At 35.0% G+C, this 18996-nt stretch carries 20 protein-coding genes; 12 read left to right on the forward strand and 8 right to left on the reverse strand.

Annotated elements, in window-relative coordinates; genetic code table 11:
* Window positions 1-144: 144 nt before the first annotated feature.
* Window positions 145-369 (reverse strand): DUF1128 domain-containing protein, encoded by a 225-nt coding sequence (locus tag ORL93_RS19125; RefSeq protein ID WP_003194805.1) that lies wholly within the window; start codon window positions 367-369, stop codon window positions 145-147.
* 171 nt (window positions 370-540) lie between these two features.
* Here ORL93_RS19125 and ORL93_RS19130 point away from each other — a divergent pair, with 171 nt between their 5' ends.
* From ORL93_RS19130 to ORL93_RS19140, 3 genes are read left to right on the forward strand one after another with little or no spacing between them, the layout of a single operon-like run.
* The gene (locus tag ORL93_RS19130) at window positions 541-1005 is read left to right on the forward strand and encodes a low molecular weight protein-tyrosine-phosphatase (protein ID WP_040119098.1); all 465 of its coding nucleotides are present in this window, start codon (window positions 541-543) and stop codon (window positions 1003-1005) included.
* A 53-nt stretch (window positions 1006-1058) separates the two neighbouring features.
* Window positions 1059-1559: a DUF4075 domain-containing protein gene (locus ORL93_RS19135; RefSeq protein WP_003205772.1), complete on the forward strand. Its 501-nt coding sequence runs from the start codon at window positions 1059-1061 to the stop codon at window positions 1557-1559.
* Between the two features lie 6 nt (window positions 1560-1565).
* Window positions 1566-2435, forward strand: coding sequence for a YihY/virulence factor BrkB family protein (locus ORL93_RS19140; RefSeq protein WP_006093367.1), 870 nt, complete (start codon window positions 1566-1568; stop codon window positions 2433-2435).
* 181 nt (window positions 2436-2616) lie between these two features.
* Here ORL93_RS19140 and ORL93_RS19145 read toward each other — a convergent pair whose 3' ends face one another.
* Window positions 2617-4542 (reverse strand): heavy metal translocating P-type ATPase, encoded by a 1926-nt coding sequence (locus ORL93_RS19145; protein ID WP_265959378.1) that lies wholly within the window; start codon window positions 4540-4542, stop codon window positions 2617-2619.
* Between the two features lie 268 nt (window positions 4543-4810).
* Here ORL93_RS19145 and ORL93_RS19150 point away from each other — a divergent pair, with 268 nt between their 5' ends.
* On the forward strand, window positions 4811-5761 hold the full coding sequence (locus ORL93_RS19150; protein WP_003194814.1) for a DMT family transporter: 951 nt from the start codon (window positions 4811-4813) through the stop codon (window positions 5759-5761).
* A 143-nt stretch (window positions 5762-5904) separates the two neighbouring features.
* The gene (locus ORL93_RS19155) at window positions 5905-6585 is read left to right on the forward strand and encodes a lysoplasmalogenase (protein ID WP_006093363.1); all 681 of its coding nucleotides are present in this window, start codon (window positions 5905-5907) and stop codon (window positions 6583-6585) included.
* A gap of 64 nt (window positions 6586-6649) precedes the next feature.
* On the opposite strand, the gene ORL93_RS19160 is transcribed toward ORL93_RS19155, so the two are convergent.
* Entirely contained in the window at window positions 6650-6931 is a 282-nt protein-coding gene (locus tag ORL93_RS19160; protein WP_033799599.1) for a hypothetical protein, read from the reverse strand.
* Window positions 6932-7120: 189 nt separating this feature from the next.
* Between ORL93_RS19160 and lepB the strand changes: the two genes are divergently transcribed.
* Entirely contained in the window at window positions 7121-7654 is a 534-nt protein-coding gene (lepB, locus tag ORL93_RS19165; RefSeq protein ID WP_003194819.1) for a signal peptidase I, read from the forward strand.
* Window positions 7655-7668: 14 nt separating this feature from the next.
* Window positions 7669-8091: a hypothetical protein gene (locus tag ORL93_RS19170; RefSeq protein WP_098161284.1), complete on the forward strand. Its 423-nt coding sequence runs from the start codon at window positions 7669-7671 to the stop codon at window positions 8089-8091.
* 60 nt (window positions 8092-8151) lie between these two features.
* On the opposite strand, the gene ORL93_RS19175 is transcribed toward ORL93_RS19170, so the two are convergent.
* Entirely contained in the window at window positions 8152-10944 is a 2793-nt protein-coding gene (locus ORL93_RS19175; protein ID WP_018782710.1) for a dynamin family protein, read from the reverse strand.
* Window positions 10945-11377: 433 nt separating this feature from the next.
* On the opposite strand from ORL93_RS19175, the gene ORL93_RS19180 reads away from it, so the two are divergent.
* Window positions 11378-11974, forward strand: coding sequence for a DedA family protein (locus ORL93_RS19180; protein ID WP_265959379.1), 597 nt, complete (start codon window positions 11378-11380; stop codon window positions 11972-11974).
* A gap of 7 nt (window positions 11975-11981) precedes the next feature.
* On the opposite strand, the gene ORL93_RS19185 is transcribed toward ORL93_RS19180, so the two are convergent.
* The 3 genes from ORL93_RS19185 to ORL93_RS19195 form a co-directional block, all read right to left on the reverse strand.
* A complete protein-coding gene (locus ORL93_RS19185; RefSeq protein ID WP_003194827.1) occupies window positions 11982-12410 on the reverse strand; it encodes an EamA family transporter in 429 nt (142 codons plus the stop codon).
* 141 nt (window positions 12411-12551) lie between these two features.
* Window positions 12552-12698 (reverse strand): BH0509 family protein, encoded by a 147-nt coding sequence (locus ORL93_RS19190; protein ID WP_026008701.1) that lies wholly within the window; start codon window positions 12696-12698, stop codon window positions 12552-12554.
* 152 nt (window positions 12699-12850) lie between these two features.
* Window positions 12851-13267, reverse strand: a complete 417-nt coding sequence (locus tag ORL93_RS19195; protein WP_098018911.1) for a pyridoxamine 5'-phosphate oxidase family protein — start codon at window positions 13265-13267, stop codon at window positions 12851-12853.
* Window positions 13268-13454: 187 nt separating this feature from the next.
* Here ORL93_RS19195 and cax point away from each other — a divergent pair, with 187 nt between their 5' ends.
* A complete protein-coding gene (gene cax / locus ORL93_RS19200; RefSeq protein ID WP_016112953.1) occupies window positions 13455-14510 on the forward strand; it encodes a calcium/proton exchanger in 1056 nt (351 codons plus the stop codon).
* Between the two features lie 294 nt (window positions 14511-14804).
* A complete protein-coding gene (locus ORL93_RS19205) occupies window positions 14805-15602 on the forward strand; it encodes a YfkD famly protein (protein WP_026008703.1) in 798 nt (265 codons plus the stop codon).
* 38 nt (window positions 15603-15640) lie between these two features.
* Here the strand turns inward: ORL93_RS19205 and yfkAB are convergent, their stop codons facing one another.
* Entirely contained in the window at window positions 15641-16768 is a 1128-nt protein-coding gene (yfkAB, locus tag ORL93_RS19210) for a radical SAM/CxCxxxxC motif protein YfkAB (protein ID WP_016112955.1), read from the reverse strand.
* Between the two features lie 257 nt (window positions 16769-17025).
* On the opposite strand from yfkAB, the gene ORL93_RS19215 reads away from it, so the two are divergent.
* On the forward strand, window positions 17026-17208 hold the full coding sequence (locus ORL93_RS19215; protein ID WP_002174720.1) for an SE1561 family protein: 183 nt from the start codon (window positions 17026-17028) through the stop codon (window positions 17206-17208).
* Between the two features lie 245 nt (window positions 17209-17453).
* Window positions 17454-18977, forward strand: a complete 1524-nt coding sequence (fumA, locus tag ORL93_RS19220) for a class I fumarate hydratase (RefSeq protein WP_018767229.1) — start codon at window positions 17454-17456, stop codon at window positions 18975-18977.
* The last annotated feature ends 19 nt before the right edge of the window (window positions 18978-18996 follow it).

Below are 18996 nucleotides of genomic sequence, written 5' to 3' on the forward strand. Positions count from 1 at the left end.
TAAAAAAAGAGTTTGGTGAAAGGGAAGGTCTATGGTGAAGTTCTCCTTTTATTGTACAGTATTTGGAAAATAGATGTAGAAAAGTGGAAGGGTGTCATTAATTTGTCGGAAATAAAAAAGTCCCTTTGTATAAGGGACTTTTCATTATTTTTTAATTAGCGTACCTAATTCTTCAGTAATAGCCTGCATTTCACTAATGCTGAATGTTTCACGTTTCATTACATGGTCATAAATATCTCGTAAATCTTCGTACATTTCTTGGTTAAAGCTTTCAGCTCTCATTGCTCCTGCGTTTACCATGCGTAACTTTTCTTTAATAGCTTCTACCATATATTCAACATTTTCTTGCGATTTTACGGATAAATCCACCGAAGTGTCCCCCTTTGAAATAACATAAAGATATCTTAACATTTTTTATCATTTTCGTTAATGAAACTTTTCAACCCTATTAAATTAGTAGGGATTTCCTTTATAATTAATAATTGGTTGTTTATACTATATGTATATATAAGAAGTGCACCAAGAAGGGAAGAAACAAATATGATTCAAGTATTGTTTGTTTGTCTTGGGAACATTTGTCGTTCACCGATGGCAGAAGCGATTTTTCGTGATCTTGTCGTGCAAGAAGGATTAGAAGATAAAATTCAAATTGATTCTGCTGGAACAGGCGATTGGCATATTGGTCATCCACCTCATGAAGGAACACAAAAAGTTTTAAAAGAAAATGAAGTCTCTTTTGAAGGAATTAAAGCACGTCAAGTAGAAAAAGAAGACTTAACAAAGTTTGATTATATTATTGCCATGGACAACAAGAATATAGCAGATTTAGAAAGTTTAGGTAAAGCTGGAGGCTATATTGGTAGACTGTCCGATTTTGTTCCAGACGGTGGCTGGACGGATGTTCCTGACCCTTATTTTACAGGGAACTTTCAAGAAGTATATGACCTTGTAACAGAAGGGTGTGCAAAATTGTTAGCATTCATTCGAAATGAGCAAGGAATATGAGAAAGCTTAGAAAGAAATACTTTCTAACATAAGAAATGAAAGGGTGAAGGAATATGGCAAAGAAGAATAATATAGCTCGAAACATTGCAATTGGGGTAGCAGCAGGTGTAGCTGTTTCTATGCTTAAGAAAGAAAATCGTGAAAAAGTGAAAAATACAGCAGAAAAAGCAAAATCAAAAATGATTGAAATTGGCGAGAATGCAAAGATAAAAGAAAAAGTGCAAACTGTTACAGATAAAGGACGCGAACTTGCAGATTTTAATGTAGTAAAGGCGAAGGTAGCGGAAATAAAGAAGCTAACGCCAGCTGTTGTTGGCACGTTAAAGGAAACAAAAGAAATCTTTAGTAAGAAAAAGATTGAACGAGAGGAAAAGCCAGAAACAATTGAAATTCAAGCTGTGTCTCCAAAAGTAGAAGAAGAACCGGTAGTAGCTGAAGATGGTGGAATGAAAGAAGCGCGTGAATTATTTATGAAGGACTCTAATGCAGAAGAAAAAAAAACAGAAGCATACATTGAGTTAAAGCAAGATAAAGAAGAGAAGAAAAGCGTTTAGAGAAATATGAAAAAAATTCTAGAGAAAGCAAGGGGAAATCGTGTCTATTCGTTTGGGAAAGATCTATATGACCGAACGATGCGAGATGACGTAGCGGGCCTAGCAGCACAGCTCGCTTATTTCTTCTTGCTTGCTATTTTTCCTGGACTTGTTTTTTTAATTACGCTTCTTGGATTTATTCCAATTCAAACAGAGGATGTGCTCAGTTTATTAGAGGCTTATGTGCCAGAAGATGCAATGAACTTAATTGAAGTGAACGTAGATAAAGTTGTAAATGAACAAAATGGTGGTTTATTATCGTTTGGTTTATTATCAACGTTATGGTTTGCATCAAATGGTGTAAATGCAGTTATGAATGCATTTAACCGAGCCTATGATGTAAAGGAAACGCGCTCTTTTATCGCGACGAGAGCTTTGTCTATTGTGCTTACACTAGCGATGATTTTTATGATTGTCTTCGCGTTAATTGTTCCTGTATTTGGACAAGTAATTGGTGCAGCTGTTTTTAAAGCGCTTGGTTTATCAGAAAGCTTTTCTTTCGTATGGAGTATTATACGGCTAGTAGCCAGTTTCTTAGTGTTATTTGCCTTATTTAGCTTTTTATACACATTTGCACCTGATCGAAAGTTAAAGAGAAGAGAAGTTATATCAGGGGCATTATTTGCAACGGTTGGGTGGATTGTGGTATCGTACTCATTTGCCTATTACGTGGATAAATTTGCAAATTATGCGAATACATACGGTGGTCTTGGTGGTATTATCATTTTAATGTTATGGTTCTATTTAACGGCTTGGGTCATTTTACTTGGCGGAGAAATTAATGGATTACTACATTTTTATCGAACAAGTGACAATAATTCCCGTGATGAAAAATAATTTTCTGTTCCATAATAAAGAGGAACAGGGGGGATTCAAAATGAGTAATAATAAAAAAAATCATAATAACAAAAACCAAGGTAAAAAAAATAGTAGCTCACATCCAAAACATAAAACGAGTAGCAGTGCTAATGGACATAATAGCTATCATTAAAAAAACGGGTTCCCTCTGGGGACCCGTTTAGTTATTTCCTTTTAATAAACGTAAGCCGTTTAAAATTACAAGGATTGTACTTCCTTCGTGACCAATAACGCCAAATGGAAGAGCTAAAAATTGTAGGAAATTAGAGCAAATGAGCATTGCGATTACTGCTAATGAAAAAATAACATTTTGTTTTACAATGCGGTTCATTCGTTTTGATAAACGAATGGCCTGTGCAAGGCGAGAGAGTTCATTTTTCATTAGAACGACATCTGCTGTTTCTAAGGCAACATCTGTCCCTTCGCCCATAGCAACGCCAATACTTGCTGTAGCGAGTGCAGGAGCATCGTTAATACCGTCGCCAACCATTGCCACTGTACCGTATTTTTCTTTTAGTTGCTTCACCGTTTCTACTTTTGTTTCTGGTAAGCATGATGCGTAGTATTCTTTTATGTTGCTTTCAGTCGCAATTGCTTTAGCCGTCTGTTCGTTATCACCAGTGATCATGATAGCTTCAACACCAATGCTTTGTAAATCACGAATAGCAGCAATTGTTTCCTGGCGAAGTGTATCTTTTAAAGCAATAAGCCCAAGAATTCCTTTTTCATTACTAATATAGACAACAGTTTTTCCTTCTTGTTCGAGTGTCGTAGCGATACCATTATGAAAAGTTTTTGTTTCTTCGCCAATAAAATCGGCCTTTCCAATCTTATAAGCTGTATTTTCTAAAATTCCTTTTAAGCCAAATCCAGTGACATCTTCTACACTTTCGGGTTTCGTTAATGTAATGTCATATGCATGTTTTGCGTACTTGACGATAGCTTCTGCGAGTGGGTGTGTGGAATGACTTTCGATAGAAGCTGTAATATACAACACATCTTTTTCTGTTATTTCATCACGTACGTAAACATCTGTTACAGTCGGTTTTCCTTGAGTTAATGTTCCTGTTTTATCAAAGGCAATTGCCTTCACTGAGGCAAGGCGTTCTAAATGAATACCACCTTTAAATAAAATACCGCTTCGTGCGCCGTTAGAAATAGCAGATAATGTCGCTGGTGTAATCGATGCGACAAGCGCACATGGAGAAGCAACAACGAGTAAAATCATGGCACGATAAAATGTTTCGTTCCAGCTCCAATCTAGTAGGAAATGAGGAACAAACATCATTAGAGCAACGATGATAAGTACACCTTTTACATATGTTCCTTCAAATTTTTCGATAAAAAGTTGCGATGGTGATTTTTCACTTTGCGCGTTTTGAACGAGACGGATAATTTTTTGAAACAATGTTTGGTCGCTTCTTTTTGTAATTTTAACTTCAATAGCCCCGCGTAGGTTCACGGTTCCAGCGAATACTTCATCACCAAATTTTTTCTCATTTGGGATAGGCTCCCCAGTGATAGCCGCTTCATCGATATTTGTTTCACCGCTATGAATTGTACCATCTGCAGGTACGCGTTCACCTGGCTTAATTAAAATGATGTCATCAATTTCTAACTGAGCTACTGGAATACGTTCTTCTGTTCCATGTGAAATGAGCAAGGCTTCTTCAGGTTGTAAATCTAGCAGTGCTGAAATTTCTTTTTGGCTTTTACTTAATGTATAAGCTTCCATTGCACCGCTTAGTGCAAAGATAAATATTAAGATGGCACCTTCTGCCCAGTATCCGATAATAGCGGCACCACTGGCAGCGAAGAGCATTAACATTTCTACATTCAATTCTTTTTCTTCTATTGTATCTTCGATGCCTTCTTTCGCTTTCGCATATCCTCCAATTATATAAGCGAGGATATAAAAAACTATCCCAGCAGTTGTTGCTTCGTTTTTTGTGAATAACCAACCGGATAAAATGAAAACACCAGATAGGATTGCAAAGATAAGTTCATAATGCTTTTGGAATGATTGAATCCAGGATGGGTTAGACATATTCTTTTTTGATGGTAATGCTTTTACTTCTGAGTTCATTATTACTCGCTCCTTCCAAATTCTTATTGAGAAAAAGAATCAAAATCGAAATCCCCATAAAACGACGAAAGCTGCCATCCATACGGATAGCAGCATTTCTATTGAAAAATTTTATCAGTTATTATCTTGTAATTATTCTATATTATATCATATGTTTTTACTTGAGAATATGTTTTTGTTTATATATCAAATTGAAAACTTGTTTTTTTGCGTTTCCTTTGGTATATATGAATATTGTTCGTAAAAAGGTCGGAAAGGAAGACGATAAGTGAAGACAGAGAAATTTTTTACCCATCCAATTGGTGTGTTTGCTGCAGCGCTAGCAGCGACATTTCTATGGGGAAGCGCATTTCCTTTTATTAAATTAAGTTATGCTGAACTCGGAATTCAGCCACATGAAGTTGGCGAGCAAATATTATTTGCTGGTTATCGCTTTTTCTTATCTGGTGTGATGCTCTTATTCTTTTTTAAAGCAATAGGAAAAGATATGCATTTCAAAAAAGAAACAGGGAAGCAATTAGTGCAAATTGGTTTATTTCAAACATTTCTACAATATGTATGCTTTTATATTGGTATGAGTTACAGTTCTGGAATTGAAGGTGCTATTATTTCTGGTACATCATCTTTTTTTCAAATTTTAATTGCGCATTTTTTGTATAAAGATGATGCATTAAATATTCGAAAAGTAATTGGCGTGTCTATCGGTTTTTGTGGTGTGATTCTTGTGAATGTTCCAAGTGATGGAAGTATGGCGTTTCATTTTGGAATTGGTGAATTATTGCTTCTTGGGGCCGCGATGATGTATTCATATGGAAATATATTGGCAAAGGAAGGAAGCAAAACATTAGATGTTGGGTACATGACAGCCTATCAGATGATTTTTGGATCTATCGGATTATTATGTATTGGTATTTTTCAAGTTGGATTTATGCCTTTTGTATTCAATATGAAAGCACTATCTATGTTACTTTATTTATCCTTCTTATCAGCGGCGGGGTTCTGTATATGGAATACAGTTATGAAGTATAACAAGGTCGGAAAAGTATCGATGTATATGTTCTTTATACCAGTATTTGGAGTCTTATTATCCAGCATGATTTTAGGGGAAGCAATTCATTCATTTGTTTTATTTGGATTAGCATGTGTAGCAGCGGGTATTATCGTAGTAAATCGGACACCAAATATGCAAAAAACGGAGCAAGAGAAACAAGCGGCATAAAAAGAGTAGGATTGATTTTTTTTAGTTTTAGAAAAAAGGATAGGAGTGTTCCTCTTTTTTTGAAATTTTATATGATAAAAACAGGAGAAGATAGGTTATATCACGAAGAAATATTAATATCCATTTATTGAGGAGAACATGTTATGAATGAAATTTATATATTATTAATTGGACAGGTCATTGTATTTGTTGTAGGTGCGGTTTATGCAATAGCACAGACAAAGCAAACGGGAGAAAATGAGCCTTTACCATTATTGATTCGTCTTATTCTTAGTTTTTCTTTAACTGGTGGTGCGATCTGGATTTGGTTACAAGATCCATCTGTAGAGTATCGTCAGTGGGCTGCAATTGGTATGACTTTATCTACGCTTGGTGATTTATTTATGGCAGGGATCATTCCATTTGGACATCGGTTAATCGGCGGTATGGTTACCTTTGCAATTGCGCATTGTTTTTATGTAACAGCATTTTTGCAAACGGGTATCTCATGGAATGGGTTCTGGATTGGAGTAGTAGCATACGGTTTATTTTTAATAATTGGTTGGTTCTTTTTTATTCGCAATCAAAAACAAGATAGGCTGTTTACAATTGGTGCGCTCGTATATGGTTTATGGGTTGGAGGAATGGCGTGTTTTGCATTTGCATTATACTATGCAGACAACGGAATGTGGTGGATTCCAGCGCTTGGTGGATTGTTATTTGTGATTTCTGATTTTATTATTGGTGTAACGGATATTGGTGGTCGCAAAGTAAAGTATGATCCACTTTGGATCTGGGTAACATATGTTGCTGCACAGATGTGTATTGTATATGTTGGAATATAAAAGAGGATATCTCTAAAAGTAGCTATTGAGCTACTTTTGGGATATCCTCTTTTTTGATTATATATTATGCTACGATGTTCTTTTGCTGTAAAGCGGAAAGACTATATTCGTCAGCCGCTTTATAACCTTGAGATAATAGCTCATTAATGTATATTTTGTTATAAATAAAGCAGAAAACTAAATTAGAAAATCCGAATGTAAAAGCACTTGCAATTAAGATAATTAAAAACCATTTCCAATCCCCACGGAATATAGCAGGGAAAAATCCGAAGAAAAAGACAGTCCAACTAAAACCTAGTTTTGCCTGTTTAATTTGTCCAGTATTTTCGTTCCTTAAAAAATGAATCCTCCTTGGATTATATGTATTAATTTATAAAAAGACCAATCTAGTATATCGAAATCTTACATTTAAGAATATTATTCAGATTTATAAAATTTTATAGGTTTTATCTTATTCTTTCGGAATTTTGTGGAAATTAATAATAGAAACTATCTATAATAAATGTAACAAAGGGAGAGGAATGAGAGATGGAAAATGAAAAAGAAAAGTCGCTTTCGTGAGCTTTTTGAAATACTAGCTATTGCGTGTTTGTTGTTTTTTTTAGTGAAAATTTTTGTGTTTTTTCCAACAACTGTGCAGGGAGCATCTATGAGGCCAACATTGCAAGATGGGGATAAAGTAATTATTAATAAGTTAGCAAAGAGATTTGAAACCTATGAGCGTGAAGATATTATTGTAGTAAAGACTGATAATTTTTATGTGAAGAGAATTATTGGGTTGCCAGGAGATGTAATTGAGATGAAAAATGACCAATTATACGTAAATCATCAAGTGCAAAGTGAACCTTATTTAGATAAAAATAAAAAACAAGCGAAACAACTTCTTATTAATTTAACTGAAGACTTTGGTCCTATTACGATTCCGAAAAATAAAATTTTTGTCATGGGAGATAATCGTTTAGTGAGTAGAGATAGCCGTAACGGCTTAGGACTGATTCATAAAACAGAAGTGCTTGGCACATTAACTGCAATCTATTATCCGTTTGATCATATGAAAATTGTGAACTAGAAAGAAGGGACAATATGGAGGATATGATTGGACACATTCTAGTAGGAGTTGGTCGCGCAGCAATTGCATTAAGTGAAATATGTGTTGATGCAGGTAAAGGGATTGTAAGAGGGACTGTTAGTATTATAAGAGTCGCTGGAGACTTTATGTTAGATGAAGTGGTAGAGGATGCATTAGAAAGATTAGCGGAACGAGAAGAACGGAAAAAGAAAAGAGTGCAGCGACACATAGAAAAACTGAAGCGGTATACATGGTTCAAGGTTTTATATGAGGATAAGCGCTGCCAGGAAATTTTAAATTATAATAAAGCATGCAGGGATGTATTAAGCAAACGTCGTTATGTACATAAGTTAATTCATAAAGAAGATGAAAGAAAGAAATTCATTAAGCGTGTGAAAATTGATGCAAAGGTTAATGATGTTAATTGGGATATGTGAAATAGAATATAAGTAAAAAACCAAGCAATTGTTACAATTTGCTTGGTTTTTTGTATTTACCTAAATTGTAGGTGCCTCGTTCGTTGCTATTTTCAAAGAAGGGGCTTCATCGTTTTTTTCATTTAGCATGAATTTGTACTGCAATAACTGTAATTTAAACAGTGTTAAAGGATCATGATATGTTTCTGGATTTGTTCTTAGTTTCGTTAATGCATTTTCATCTTCATTTATTTCGAGATGTGCAGCTTCCACAGTTTGCTTTAATATGCTAAGAGGTTCTTTAAAGAACATCATAATATCACGTTCTAATGCACTTTCGAATAATTCAAATTGAAGGAAGAACTGTTCAGAAATAGTTGTTGTTACATCTGTATAGTCTTCGGTCTCGATATAATTTTTATATTTGTTGTAAAGCATGGATTGATTTTTCTGCATGTTACCGAATAGCTTTCCAGCACTTTTTAATAGAAATTGTGTTGGTGTAAAGCGTAGTAAAATATTCACATCATCAACTTTGATTCGGTTTGTCATCCTTGCAACATCGCGGCGCCAATCATCAAGTAGTTGGAAATCGCATGGTAGTTTCATACGTTCTTCTTCGTATAATTTATTAAATGTTTCACTCATTTCATCTAAATAAGATTGACTTTGAATAAATTCATTATGGACTTTTTCAATCCATTCTTGAATAGATTGAGTAAACTTAGGTAATATCATTTGTTGTAAATGTTTTTGAATTCTTTCATTCATTGCTGCATTTAATTCTTCAGGAACTTGTTTAAAGTCACTATCTTCATGAACTAAATCGGAACAGCTCTGCAATAATTCAGGGATTTGATCATGAAGATCATGTATAATTTCATCTTTCGTTAAACGATATGAGTCTGTAATAGAGCGAGTCTTATCTTTTTCAATAGCAGTCAGGTTATTAATGAAGCCATTTAATTTCACTAAAAGGTGTTTATTCCAACGGATTGACTTTACTAACGTATTTTCTAATTGTACGCGTTCATTTAAGAGATACGTGATGGTCTTTTGAATAAACCATAATAGTTTTTCCGTGCGTTCGGTTTCTATATTTCTATTATTAAAGTTTGAAGTAATGGATTCTGTTAAATCACTTAGTTGCCCGCTGTTCTCTTCTAAAGATGAGTAAGGGAATACTCGTGCATTTGGAAAATGTACACGTATTTTAGACTCGGTTTCATTTAGCATTTTATTTGCTGTTTCATCACTAAAGATTGTATCGATTGTATTTAAAACAAAATGAACTTGTAAAGTCGGTATTTGTTCTCGTATGTATAGTAGTGTATCGATTTCTTCATCAAGTAAAGGCGAAGAGGTATTAAGAACATATAATAGATTATCGGTTGCATGTAAGTATTCAAGATTTGTATTCTCTTTATTGCCATTTCCATCAAAACCTGGTGTAACGATAAATGAGAATTTATTTTTTCGTAAAAACCTACATGGTAATTTAAACTCAATACATTTCTGCTCAGATTCTGATTTTGGAGGAACAGCCATCATTTCGTAAAATTCATCCAAATTGGAAGTAGTTCTTATTGTTAAATCTGTGAGTTCTGTAATTTCTGTCTGCGCATTATCTTTAAATATGATAGCGGCTCCAGGAGAATTTTTTAGTATACTTTCCCCTAATATAGAATTGATAAAGGATGATTTACTAGCATCATTCGTACCTGTAACGAGAACTTGTTGTACGTTTAGGTCGGAAAGTTCTCGAACAAGCCATGTGAAAGAATGACCTAAGTCTACATCATTCTTTTCTGCCCATACGACAATAGTTTCAAATAAGCTTGAAACTTTGTCTAGATCAACTGTGTTAACTGTTTTTGAACTAGAAAGGAGTGTTTCAGCGCTTTTTACAAGTAATGTATCAAGGCTTTTAGGTGAAATCTCATTCCATGCTAACGTTGCAGCGGAAACAAATAGAGAATGTTCTGCTTTTGTTAAGCTAAACCAATTTGTTAACAAGTCTGGAATAAGTTCCTGTAGTTCATGCATCAAGTATTGTCCTGTAATTAATTCACAGTAGGTGTCTTGATAAAGCGTAACAATTTCATCCCATGAGTCGTAAGAATCTACCTCGACGTGTAAAAAAAGGTGATTGATTGTTTGAATCCATAATAAGTAGGTTGACTCATCTTGATAGATTTTCCAAAGTGATGAGACAAGTTGCTTAAATTGAACGGAATCGACGGTATATAAAACTTTTAATGCTTCATAAAAATATTTTGGTTTCATTTGTTTTGTGAATCCTTGATTCACATAACTTGTTAAAATCTCAAACCAATGTAATGATTTCGTTCGAATTCCTTCTTGAACAGCAAGGTCAATAGCATTGTTCCAATCCTGCTGTTTCTCATAAAAGGAACGAGCAATGGCAGTGATATTTGGATAGTCTGGTTGGAATGAAACTGCTTCACTAATGACCTTAAAAGCAAGTCCTAAGCGATTTTGTTCGATGTACAGAGAAAGAAGTTGCAATGAAACTTCCATTGTCAGTGTTGTGTCTTCTGTTTGAATCGATGTATAGATTTCTTCTGCCATTGAAAGCAATCCTAATTCAAAATAAGCGTCTGCTATATTTTTTTTTGCCCATAGAGAGAGATCATTGTTTACTTTCTCCCACTTGAAGATGGCTGTTTCGAAATCTTTATGATGATAATTAACTTCTCCTTGTGCGAAACGAATGTTAGCGATATTGGAAAATTCATTTTCAGCTTCATTTACATATGCTTCCCCAAGTACTTGAGGAGCCTGAACAGAATCCTGTTCAGTTAAGAATGTTTCATAGTATACCTTTTGAATCAATTGTTTTTCTATGGTCATGTTTTTTCCCCCTGTATAATTTAGAAAAATGATTTTTATGTAAAAGGATGCATAGTACTCTACACGGATGGAAGATGCATGTAATCTTTTTAAATATATGTTTACTGCCTATATCATTTTTCTTGAGAGTCAAACCGATGCTAAATGTAACTTTTCTTTATTGTAACAAAAATCACGCTTGTGAAGTCGGATTTTCTTATAATTATGAAGTGAAGTATGGATTTATCACGCTATTCGTGGACAATATGCATTCACACCTTAAGGTCCTGAAAAATGAAGATTAAAAGTAGTAAAAAGTTTCATTACAGGTAAGATGAATAGGAGTAGAGTTCATTATAAAAACGATGTATAGTGAATATGTATACCATGTTTGCTTAAAAGATAGAGAGGGTACAATATGGAATAACGATTGTGCATAGGATGTGTCATCCAAATGGAACAACATATTGGTGAGTTAATCTCACATTATGGGTATTTGGGAATTATTATAGCTCTTGCGTGTGGAATAGTGGGTCTGCCAATACCAGATGAGTTTTTGCTGACGTTTGTTGGTTATAATATTTCGAAAGGAACTATGTCAGGGACAGCTGCTTTTTTAAGTGGAATGGCTGGTGCGGTACTTGGAATTACTTTAAGTTACATACTTGGCTTAAAACTTGGACTGCCTGTATTAAAAAAATATGGTCCAAAGATAGGAATTAAAGAAAAGCAAATTGAAAAAACGCATGTTTTGTTTGAAAAATATGGTCCTTTTTTAATAATGATTGGATATTTTATACCAGGAGTTCGTCATTTAACTGCATATTTTGCTGGTATGTCAAATTTAACGTTTTGGAGATTTTGTCTATACGCATACGGTGGTGCTTTCATCTGGATTAGCGTTTTTATTGGACTTGGATGGAAACTTGGAGAGAAGTGGCGCTTTGTTGAATATAGTTTGCATCATTATGGAATGTGGATTTTAATTATCTCAGTAGTAGTTGTACTTATTGTATGGCTCTACATAAGAAGAAAAAAAACCGCTAGTTAAGCGGTTTTTAGCTGAAAGCAATGAAGAGAACACCTGCTGTAATACATACAACACCCATTCCAGTCATGAAGTTTAATTTTTCGCCTAATATAATTATTGCAAGAATAATTGAAAATACAACACTTAATTTATCTACAGGAGCAACTTGTGAAACTTTTCCTGTTTTTAAGGCGAGAAAATAAAACAGCCATGATGAGGCACCAGCTATACCACTTAACGTGATAAATAGCAGTGCTTTTTTATTCATTAGAACGTCACCAATATTTTGAAATTTACCTTGTATCATAATTACACCTATCATAAATAGTGCCATGATGATTGAACGGATAGTTGTTGCCACATTGGCATCGATTCCTTCTAAACCAAATTTTCCAAAAATGGATACAAGTGCTGCAGCAATTGCTGATAATAATGCGAATAATAGCCATGAACTCATAGTAAAATTCCTCCAGTCTTGTATTATTATACATGAAAATCATTCTCAAGTATAACGGATAGCAAGAGGATGTTTTGAATATAACTATGAAAATAGTAAAGGCCTATCTAACATAAAGATGTTAGATGGGCCTTTGATCTATTATTCTGCAATTTCTTCATATAAAAAGTACGTTACATTATAAATGTGTTCTACTTCATCATCTGTCATAAATAAAAGCTCTTCACGCTCAATTCCCTTTTTCTTTTCAATAAACTCAATCATATTTTTCCGTTCTTCTCTTTTCATCATTTTGTTTCTCCTCCCAATCTGTTTTAATACAGTTTATTTAAGTTAATACTATTATATAACAGAATCTTTAGAAAGTTCCATCTTTTTTATCTTTTTTTTGATAAGAACTTTTCGACAAAACAAGCCCTTTTAAAGGGCTTGTTTTTGAATTACAGTCGTAAAAACTCTGGTTGAGTCGTACCAGCACTATCGATGTAGTAAATTGTATTTGGATTGATCTTTATAAGTACATAGTTAGGATCTTCAGGGCCGAGTAACCAGCGTTTTAAGCTGTTGTTCCAAAATTTGTTTTTTAATGTTTGCTCTTCTTCAATTGAAGCGGTGCCTTCTACTTCGATATAATCTTCATCCCATTTCTTCCCTTCTCTTCCGAGTAGCACGTGTACATTTGAATTTTGTTCGACATCTACTACCTTTTTGGAATTACGATCTGTTGCGACATATAATACAAAGTCTTCATGAAAAAACATCATAAAACAGCTATGTGGCTTATTTTCACGCACGGTAGCTAATACACCTGTTCTTTGTCCTTCAATAATAGTTGCAATTTTTTCTTTTAAATTCATTTTTTGAGCCCCTTTCTGCTATCCGTAATTTCATTCTGCGGAAACTTGTTGCTTAAAATTTTTTACACTCTTTCATACTTTTTTCTTCAATCGTATTTTTTAAACGTATTTGTGATGAAATGGGACAAGTTAGGAGAAGAATAATGATAATAGTGGGGGAAATACATACGATGAAAGGATGGAAAATATGTTTAATAAAATTTTCTTAATACTTGCACTTGCTGGTGTACCGCTTTCTATTCTTGGAAATACGTTGCATTGGCCACAAACAATTATGTTTGCTGTGTATTGCATTACAATTATTGCTCTCGCTGCTTTTATGGGAAGAGCGACAGAAAGTTTAGCTATTGTTTCTGGACCAAGAATTGGTGGGCTATTAAATGCAACCTTCGGGAATGCGGTTGAACTTATCATTTCAGTTTTTGCATTACAAGCAGGGCTAACTGAAGTCGTACTTGCTTCACTAACTGGTTCCGTTCTTGGCAACTTATTGTTAGTTGGAGGTCTTTCTTTTTTTGTAGGAGGGCTCAAGTATAAAAGACAAAGTTTTAATGTTTATGATGCAAGGCATAATTCGGCCTTACTAATATTTGCAGTTGTTGTAGCATTTGTTATTCCAGAAGTTTTTTCAATGAAGATGAGTATAGACAAAACATATCAATTAAGTATTGGGGTTTCAATCATCATGATTGTCATGTATTTAGCCGCACTATTCTTTAAACTGGTTACGCATCGTGGTGTGTATCAGCATAAAAGCGATGAAGTAGAACATGAGGAAGAGCCTGAATGGTCAAAAGGGAAAGCATTACTTATTTTAGCGATTGCAACAGCGGCTGTTGCTTATGTATCCGAGGCGCTTGTTCATACATTTGAAACGGTAGCAAAATCATTTGGATGGTCGGAATTATTTATCGGGGTTATCATTGTTGCGATTGTTGGTAACGCCGCGGAGCATGCCTCTGCAATTATTATGGCTTATAAAAATAAAGTGAATATTGCAGTTGAAATTGCAGTCGGTTCAACCTTGCAGGTTGCCATGTTCGTTGCCCCTGTTCTCATCATACTTTCGATGTTTTTCACGGTAAAAATGCCCCTTGTATTTACAATGCCGGAACTTGTGTCCATGATTACAGCGGTCTTTTTAACAATTGCAATTTCAAATGATGGAGATACGAACTGGTTTGAAGGAGGAACATTATTAGCCGCTTATCTCATTATGGGAATTGGCTTTTACTTGTTATAAAAAATTGGGATAACAATATTACGGAGAGAAAATAATAGAGATAGTTAATATATAAATCCATTTTGATTTGCAGGCATATAAGTCGCTGCTACGAAGAACAAAAGGTGACATGCACTTGTTTTCTCTCTTTGTTTTCACTTGGCATGGGGGGCAGGAAGAGGATCTGACTGCTTTTATGCATGACTAGATGCTCTCTCCCACCTAAAAAGAAAGGTTTTATGTCGGTTTTTCAATTTGTATTTAATAGCTATTTAAATGGTTTATACACTCTTAAATTAGGAAGGGGTAAAGTAGGTGAAACGAGTGTACAGCATATGTCTTTCAACTATGGTCTCGTTTATTTTATTATTTCCTTATAGTAGCTCTGCAAAGACAACAATAAACGTAAAGATGCCTTCATCTGTTTTGAATATTTCAAAGGACAATACGTATCCAAATGAAGCGCAAGATTTACCGCGTTTGCAGCCAAGTGAACTAGCGAAAGAATTACTGAAAACATCGACCATTCGAATCGAAAACCCAGATTTAATTCGGTTGTTTAATGAAACTTCGATTTCAAATGCACCTCTTGCAGTTGGATATAGGGCGAAAATTTATTTAGGTCAATGGCCGTTAAATTATGAATCAACAGATACAGCGATAAATTGGGAATATAAGCAAGTGAATCGTAATGTATATGATAACCGTGGTGTGGAGCGGTTATATCCGCTTCGGTACAAACAAGAATCGCAAAAAACGGTAGAAGGTGGTTTAACAGCCTATATCAAAGATACAGATGATGTGAAAAAGATGATTCTTTTAAAGGCGATGGAGAAGGTGCAGCTTCCTCTTTCTTTTAAAACAACAATTGGTTATGGTACTGGAAATGAGCGTGTATATAATATCAGTCCAAAACAACTTGGGTATTTATATGCATATACACCAGCGGTAAATGAAAAAGGAAAAGTTACATTTGGAGAAGTATATCTTGTTTTAAAAGGAAATCAGAAGAGGCTTGTCATTAAAAATATTACTTCACAAGGAATTGGGGCATCTATTCCTATACAAGATTATGTATCCTTTAAATTTATTTCTTCGCCTTATCCACAATAGCAAAAAAACGTCAGCTAAATATGCTGACGTTTTTTTTGCTACAGTGTAATATTTGTTTCTTTTGTTAAGAAATCCTCGGTTGGATAATAGCTGTTTTTCACAAGAATATTTGGCCCAAGGCATTTTACAGCAGGGCAGTGACAACTTAATGATTTCGCTGTTTTCGAACTACACCATCTGTCGTAGGCTTCTTGTAATGTGTTTGTTTGAATGTTACCAAGCAGTGGAATATCACCAAAGTCTGTTACGATAATGTTGCCATCAAAAATATTTACATTTAAGCGAGAACGCCCATCTGGATCGTTACGAACCGTCACGTTTTTGCTTAAATGTAATTTTCTTAATGTAGCTAAGTCACGTTCATCATTACTACATGCGTAGAAAGGTAGTGTGCCAAATAACATCCATATATTTTCATCACGAATATCTAATAAATGCTCGATTGCACTTCGAATTTCATCTTTTGTTAAAATTTCAAGGTTGCTAGCAAAATCACTTGGGTACATAGGGTGTACTTCATGGCGCTTACAGCCCATTTCTTCGACGATTTGACGATGAATGTGTTCAATATGTGGTAGGGTACGTTTATTTAACATTGTTTCTGCTGACACGAGAACACCTGCATCTGATAAAGCTTTACTATTTGTAATCATTCGTTCAAATAGTTTAGCACGTTGTTCATAAGTAGGTTTGCGCTCCATCATTGCAAATCCACCTTCAACGAAATCATCAATTGTTCCCCAGTTATGTGAAATATGCAACACATCTAAATAAGGAATAATTTGTTCATAACGGGCTAAATCTATAGTTAAGTTTGAGTTGATTTGAGTGCGAACGCCTCGTTCATGGGCATATTTTAAGAGTGGTGTTACATAGTTGTCGACGGATTTTTTTGAGAGCATTGGTTCTCCACCCGTAATACTTAAAGAACGTAAATGAGGAATCTCATCTAATCGTTTTAATAAAAGTTCCATTGGAAGCGGATTTGGATCTTTTGGCTGTAATGTATAACCAACAGCACAATGCTCACAGCGCATATTGCATAACGTTGTCGTTGTAAATTCAACGTTTGTTAATAGTAGTTTGCCGTACTCTTCAAGGTCCATATACGCTTCCCATGGATCGTAAGAAGGAGTAATCGGCTTCATTGTTTGTGATATACTCATCTGAAATACTCCTTTGACTGTTGAAATAACAATTTGTCCATCCTCTATAATAGAAGAATATGGACGTTTTATAAAGTGAAACTTTTTGTAACAAAAATTCTTCATCTGTTGATTTCACTTCAAGTGATGGAGGAAGTAATTTAAATGTCTGCTTGTATGTAATCAAGTATTGTGGCAAAAATGATGAAAATTCATGTTCGTGATAATCATTTTTGCGGTATAATAAGAGTAACTCGAATAAAAAGGAGAGTGCCTTTGTGGGAAAAGCAATTCAAGATAAAGATTCACAATTAGTATATTTAAAAGAACGTTTAAATATGTTCATCGAAGTAATCGATACAATTGAACCAGAAGAGGTAGAATTAGAAGATGTAGATCGTCTTCTTGCGATGTTAGATGAATTAGAACTGAAATGTGAGCAATTTAAAAAAGACGAATAATATAAAACGGCTGCCAATTATATATTGGTAGCCGTTTTCTGTAAATGCGCTGTTTTATTAGAAAATATATAGATTTCCTGCCCGATTAAATAGAAGGAATATGGAAAAAAGGGTATAATCAAGTTGTGAAAAATTTCGTTTGATCTTAAGAGTCATAAAATAAAAACAAAGACTCTAGAGACTTAAGGGTGAAAATTTCATCTCGTAGCGTTTTGGTAGCGTTCACAATTGAGGGGGAAGTAACAATGGAAAAGCTTCAAGAAAGTATGTATCAACTGATTGTTGAAACATCAACGAATTTACCGAAAGATGTTCGTCGTGCAATTCAACGAGCAAAAGAACGAGAAAATGCAGGGACTCGTTCTGCAATGGCGCTTGGCACCATTACAAATAATATTAAAATGGCAGATGAAAACATCTCTCCAATTTGCCAAGATACAGGGATGCCAACCTTCAAAATTTATACACCAGTTGGCGTAAATCAATTACAAATGAAAGAAGCAATTTACAGTGCGCTTGAGCGGGCGACACAGGACGGGAAACTTCGTCCGAATTCTGTTGATTCTCTTTTCGGAGATAATAGCGGTAATAACTTAGGACCAGGTACACCTGTGATTAAGTTTGAGCAGTGGGAGAAAGATTATATTGATGCTCGTTTAATTTTAAAAGGGGGCGGCTGTGAAAATAAAAATATTCAGTATAGCTTACCTTGTGAATTAGAAGGACTTGGACGAGCAGGTCGTGATTTAGAAGGGATTCGCAAATGCCTTCTTCATGCGGTATATCAAGCACAAGGACAAGGGTGTAGTGCAGGAGTAATCGGTGTTGGTATCGGGGGAGACCGTACGTCAGGTTATGAGTTGGCAAAAAACCAACTATTTCGCACATTAGATGATGTGAATCCAATTCCTGAATTACAGAAGCTTGAAGAATACGTATTAGAGAATGCGAACAAGCTTGGCATTGGTACGATGGGATTTGGTGGAGAAACAACCTTACTTGGTTGTAAAATTGGAGTATACAATCGTCTGCCAGCCAGTTTCTATGTGTCTGTTGCATATAATTGTTGGGCGTATCGTCGCCTTGGTGTAACAATTCATCCTGAAACAGGTGAGATTATCGATTGGTTATATCAAGAAGGTGAAAATACACTTCAACAAGAAGTGGAGCACGCAAAAAGTGAGCAGCGTGAAATTGTACTGCAGGCACCAATTACAGAGGAGCAAATTCGTGAACTTCGCGTTGGAGATGTCGTTACCATTAACGGGATGATGTACACAGGTCGTGATGCAATTCATAAGCACTTAATGGATAACGATTGCCCGGTAGATTTAAATGGACAAATCATTTATCACTGTGGTCCAGTTGTAGTGAAAGATGAAAATGACAATTGGAAAATTAAAGCGGCAGGTCCAACGACAAGTATTCGTGAAGAGCCATATCAAGGCGACATTATGAAGAAGTTTGGTATTCGTGCTGTCATCGGTAAAGGCGGCATGGGAGAAAAAACATTAGCGGCACTAGCAGAACATGGTGGTGTATATTTAAATGCAATCGGTGGTGCTGCGCAGTATTATGCAGAATGTATTAAAGAAGTGAAAGATGTCGACTTCTTACAATTTGGTATTCCAGAAGCAATGTGGCACCTACGTATTGACGGCTTTAAAGCTGTTGTAACAATGGACTCTCATGGTAATAGCCTACATGCAGATGTAGATAAAACATCATTTGAAAAATTAGCAAGCTTTAAAGAACCGGTATTTAAGTAAGTGGAAAAATGCATCTCGA

Origin of the sequence: Bacillus sp. DHT2 (assembly GCF_026241455.1) — a bacterium.
Lineage (GTDB): Bacteria > Bacillota > Bacilli > Bacillales > Bacillaceae_G > Bacillus_A > Bacillus_A pseudomycoides.

Coding starts and splice junctions, on each gene's coding strand:
- ORL93_RS19170 (WP_098161284.1), top strand. CDS start 7,669: ATGGAGGATATGATTGGACACATTCTAGTAGGAGTTGGTCGCGCAGCA.
- ORL93_RS19195 (WP_098018911.1), bottom strand. CDS start 13,267: ATGAATTTAAAAGAAAAAATTGCAACTATTATTGAAGGACAAAGAACA.
- ORL93_RS19135 (WP_003205772.1), top strand. CDS start 1,059: ATGGCAAAGAAGAATAATATAGCTCGAAACATTGCAATTGGGGTAGCA.
- cax (WP_016112953.1), top strand. CDS start 13,455: ATGTTTAATAAAATTTTCTTAATACTTGCACTTGCTGGTGTACCGCTT.
- ORL93_RS19155 (WP_006093363.1), top strand. CDS start 5,905: ATGAATGAAATTTATATATTATTAATTGGACAGGTCATTGTATTTGTT.
- ORL93_RS19175 (WP_018782710.1), bottom strand. CDS start 10,944: ATGACCATAGAAAAACAATTGATTCAAAAGGTATACTATGAAACATTC.
- ORL93_RS19190 (WP_026008701.1), bottom strand. CDS start 12,698: ATGAAAAGAGAAGAACGGAAAAATATGATTGAGTTTATTGAAAAGAAA.
- lepB (WP_003194819.1), top strand. CDS start 7,121: ATGAAAAAGAAAAGTCGCTTTCGTGAGCTTTTTGAAATACTAGCTATT.
- ORL93_RS19185 (WP_003194827.1), bottom strand. CDS start 12,410: ATGAGTTCATGGCTATTATTCGCATTATTATCAGCAATTGCTGCAGCA.
- yfkAB (WP_016112955.1), bottom strand. CDS start 16,768: ATGAGTATATCACAAACAATGAAGCCGATTACTCCTTCTTACGATCCA.
- fumA (WP_018767229.1), top strand. CDS start 17,454: ATGGAAAAGCTTCAAGAAAGTATGTATCAACTGATTGTTGAAACATCA.
- ORL93_RS19140 (WP_006093367.1), top strand. CDS start 1,566: ATGAAAAAAATTCTAGAGAAAGCAAGGGGAAATCGTGTCTATTCGTTT.
- ORL93_RS19145 (WP_265959378.1), bottom strand. CDS start 4,542: ATGAACTCAGAAGTAAAAGCATTACCATCAAAAAAGAATATGTCTAAC.
- ORL93_RS19130 (WP_040119098.1), top strand. CDS start 541: ATGATTCAAGTATTGTTTGTTTGTCTTGGGAACATTTGTCGTTCACCG.
- ORL93_RS19180 (WP_265959379.1), top strand. CDS start 11,378: ATGGAACAACATATTGGTGAGTTAATCTCACATTATGGGTATTTGGGA.